Source organism: Cellulomonas sp. P4_B5_2, from assembly GCF_056402235.1.
This window is the reverse complement of the sequence record NZ_JBFUHU010000362.1, coordinates 1-3,516: the sequence shown is the minus strand read 5'-3', so window position 1 is coordinate 3,516 and position 3,516 is coordinate 1. Positions and strand designations below refer to the sequence as shown.

Genomic DNA, 3,516 nt, shown 5'->3' with positions numbered 1-3,516 from the left:
GTCCTGCGGCACCGGTGCGTGCGCCGCGGCGCTGGCCGTCCGCACCTGGGCGGGCGTGGGTGCCCCGGACGTGTGGCTGGTCGACGTGCCCGGCGGCACGGTCCGCGTGAGCGTCCTGCCGGACGGGCACGTCGAGCTCGCCGGACCGGCGGTGCTCGTCGCCGCGGCCGACGTGGACCTCGCGGCGCTGACCGCGGGACGCTGACCGCCGTGCGCCTGACGCCCGACGACCTGGGTGCGCCGCTGGGCGACCGCGCCACCGTGGTCCAGTTCTCGAGCACGTTCTGCGCGCCCTGCCGCTCGACGCGGTACGTCGTCGAGCGCGCCGTCGCGACCACCGACGGGGTGGCCTACGCCGACCTCGACGTCGCGGATCACCTGGCGCTCGGCGAGCGGCTCGGCATCGACGTCACGCCGACCGTCCTGGTGCTGGACGCCCGTGGCGACGTGGTGCGCCGCGCCTCCGGGGTGCCGACGCTCGCTCAGCTGCGCAGCGCGTTGGCGGCCGCGTCGTCGGTCGAGTCCTCCGCCTGAGGTCGCCCGGCACCGACGCGGGGGCCGACCAGCGCAGCTCCGACGGCGAACACGGCGGCGACCGCCAGCGCGGCGGTGAACGGTGCGTCGGGGCTGCGGTCCGCGGCGGCGAACGCCAGCGCCGTGAGCGACAGGGCGAGGGCGGCGCCGATCGAGTCCGCGATCGAGAGCGCCGAGCTGTTGACCCCCTGGCTGCCCGGGGCGGAGTACGCGAGCACCAGCACGGTCAGCCGGGAGTACACCAGGCCCATCCCGGCGCCGGCGAGCGTCCAGAACGAGATGGCGACCGCCGCCGGCAGGTGCAGGGCCGCGGTGCAGAGGACACCGACGACGGCCACGACCACCAGGGCGGAGCCGACGACGACCGCCCTGCGGTGCGGGAGCCGGTCGCCGAGCCGTCCCTGCAGCCACGACGTCGCCGCCCACGCCACCCCGGCGAACGTCAACGCGATCCCTGCGGTCGTCGGGGAGAACGCGTACCGCTCGGTGAGCAGGTACGGGAGGTAGACCTCCGCACCGAGGAACGCCCCCGACACGAGCCCTCGGGTCGCGATGACGCTGGGCAGCCCGCGGGCCGCGCGCATCGTGCCCGCCGGCACCACGGCGCGGAGCGCGACGAGGGCGAGCACCCCGGTGCCCACCACCACAACCACCGACCACGGGCGGGGCACCTGGGCCGCGAGGTTGAGCCCGAGCACGGCCGCCGCGGCGAGTGCCGCCCACGCGAAGCGACCCCGTGCCGCCACCTCGGCGGCGGTCTCGGGCGGCCCGATCTTGAGCAGCGCCGGGACGAGAGCCAGCGTGGTCGGCACCACGAGCAGCGCGACCCCCAGGAACACCCACCGCCACCCGAGGTGCTGCGCCACCGCACCGGCACCCGCGGGGCCGACCAGCGACGGGATGATCCAGGCCGCGGCGAACCAGGCGAAGACGCGCGGGTGCAGCATGGCGGGGTACAGCCGAGCCACCACCACGTAGACGGCGACGGTCATCGCCCCGCCACCGAGGCCTTGGAACAGCCGGCCCGCGACGAGGACCTCCATCGAGGGGGCCGCGCCCGCGACGAGGATGCCCGCGGTGAACGTCCCCACGGCGACCAGCAGGGGAGTCCGGGGTCCGCTGCGGTCGCTCCACGGACCGGCCACGACCATGCCGACGACGCCGGTGGCGAGAGGACCGGCGAACGCGAACGCGTACAGGGTCGCACCGTCCAGCGCGTCCGAGACGGTCGGCATCACCGTGGTCACGGCGAGCGACTCGAACGCCACCATGAAGATCAGCGCGACCATGCTCCAGGTGGTGGTGCGCAGGGACCGCCAGTCGCTCATCGGTCGCGCACGGTGAGCACGCGGAAGCCCTTGGCGCTCGCGGTCCGCTCGACGTCCACGCCGAGCTCGGCCGCGATCCACCGCTGGAGCGAGTCCGCACCGAGGTTCTTGCTGACGACGAGGTGCGCCTCGCCACCCTGCGCACGGCGACCGAGCCACTGCCGCAGCATCGCGTGCAGCGCCTCCTTGCCGACGCGGATCGGCGGGTTCGACCAGACGGCGGCGAACACCACGTCGTCGGGCAACTCCTCCGGCCGCACGGCCCGCACGTTCGTCGCACCGAGCCGCTCGGCGTTGCGTCGCGTGAGGTCGAGCGCGCGCTCGTTGACGTCCACCGCCCAGACCGTCGCGGCGGGGGCCTCCAGCGCCAGCGTGAGCGCGACCGGCCCCCACCCGCAGCCGAGGTCCAGCAGGTCGCCCGTGGCCGGTGGCGCGGGGACGTGGTCCAGCAGCACGCGCGTCCCGAGGTCGACGTGGTCGGGGGAGAAGATGCCGCCCGCGGTCTCCACCTCGACCTCCCGGCCCGCCAGGTGGACGCGCAGCAGCCTGCGCTCGTCGGGGGACGCCGGCTGCGCGGTGAAGTAGTGGTCCTGCTCGCTCACGCGCCGACGATACCGAGCGTGCGGGGCTCGGCCCGCAGCGAAATCCTTCGGCCGCCGTCGGTGCCGCGTGCGACCCTGGGAGGACGGCACGAGAAGAGGAGCACCTTGACCGACGCGCAGCACACCACCAGCCAGACCGAGGACACCCCGACGGCGCGCTCCGCGCAGGAGGTGGCCGACGACGTCGTGGCCCGCGTGCTCGCCCGGGCAGGGTCCACGCTGCACGCCGGCGCCACGGTCCACTCGTCGTACGACGGCGACCAGCTCGACCTCGAGGAGCGCACGTCGCTGCGCCGCGTCGCCGGCCTGTCCACCGAGCTCGAGGACGTCACCGAGGTCGAGTACCGCCAGCTGCGCCTGGAGCGGGTCGTCCTGGTCGGCGTCTGGGGCTCCGGCACCGTGACCGACGCCGAGATCTCCCTGCGCGAGCTGGCCCAGCTGGCCGAGACGGCCGGCTCCCAGGTGCTCGACGGGCTGCTCCAGCGCCGGCAGAAGCCGGACCCCGGTACCTACCTCGGCTCGGGCAAGGCCGCCGAGCTGGCCACCCTCGTCGCGGCCGTCGGCGCCGACACCGTCGTCGTGGACGGCGAGCTGGCCCCCTCGCAGCGCCGCGCGCTGGAGGACATCGTCCGCGTCAAGGTCGTCGACCGCACCGCGCTGATCCTCGACATCTTCGCCCAGCACGCCAAGTCCCGGGAGGGCAAGGCACAGGTCGAGCTGGCGCAGCTGGAGTACCTGCTCCCGCGCCTGCGCGGCTGGGGCGACTCGATGTCCCGGCAGGCCGGAGGGCAGGTCGGCGGCGCCGCAGCCGGCATGGGCTCCCGCGGTCCCGGTGAGACGAAGATCGAGCTGGACCGGCGGCGCATCCGCAACCGGATGGCCAAGCTGCGCCGCGAGATCGCTGCCATGGAGCCCGGCCGGGTCACCAAGCGGGCGTCGCGCAAGAAGCACGCGATCCCGTCGGTCGCCATCGCCGGCTACACCAACGCGGGCAAGTCCTCGCTGCTCAACCGGCTGACGCACGCGGGCGTACTCGTGGAGAACGCCCTGTT

4 protein-coding genes and 1 pseudogene are annotated in these 3,516 nt (G+C 74.9%); 3 read left to right on the top strand and 2 right to left on the bottom strand.

The features are described 5' to 3' along the window. A pseudogene (locus AC1DUQ_RS19435) lies at positions 1-205 on the top strand (diaminopimelate epimerase); the annotation flags it as partial. A 5-nt stretch (positions 206-210) separates the two neighbouring features. Then, positions 211-534, top strand: a complete 324-nt coding sequence (locus tag AC1DUQ_RS19430; RefSeq protein WP_477062971.1) for a thioredoxin family protein — start codon at positions 211-213, stop codon at positions 532-534. Here AC1DUQ_RS19430 and AC1DUQ_RS19425 read toward each other — a convergent pair. Together AC1DUQ_RS19425 and AC1DUQ_RS19420 are read right to left on the bottom strand one after the other, a co-directional pair. After that, on the bottom strand, positions 483-1,862 hold the full coding sequence (locus AC1DUQ_RS19425) for an MFS transporter (RefSeq protein ID WP_477062972.1): 1,380 nt from the start codon (positions 1,860-1,862) through the stop codon (positions 483-485). The genes AC1DUQ_RS19430 and AC1DUQ_RS19425 overlap by 52 nt on opposite strands. Continuing rightward, on the bottom strand, positions 1,859-2,464 hold the full coding sequence (locus tag AC1DUQ_RS19420) for a class I SAM-dependent methyltransferase (RefSeq protein ID WP_477062973.1): 606 nt from the start codon (positions 2,462-2,464) through the stop codon (positions 1,859-1,861). The genes AC1DUQ_RS19425 and AC1DUQ_RS19420 overlap by 4 nt, the downstream gene beginning before the upstream one ends. Before the next feature lie 105 nt (positions 2,465-2,569). On the opposite strand from AC1DUQ_RS19420, the gene hflX reads away from it, so the two are divergent. Then, positions 2,570-3,516: GTPase HflX (gene hflX / locus AC1DUQ_RS19415; protein ID WP_477074391.1), on the top strand; the 947-nt coding region annotated here is incomplete at its 3' end.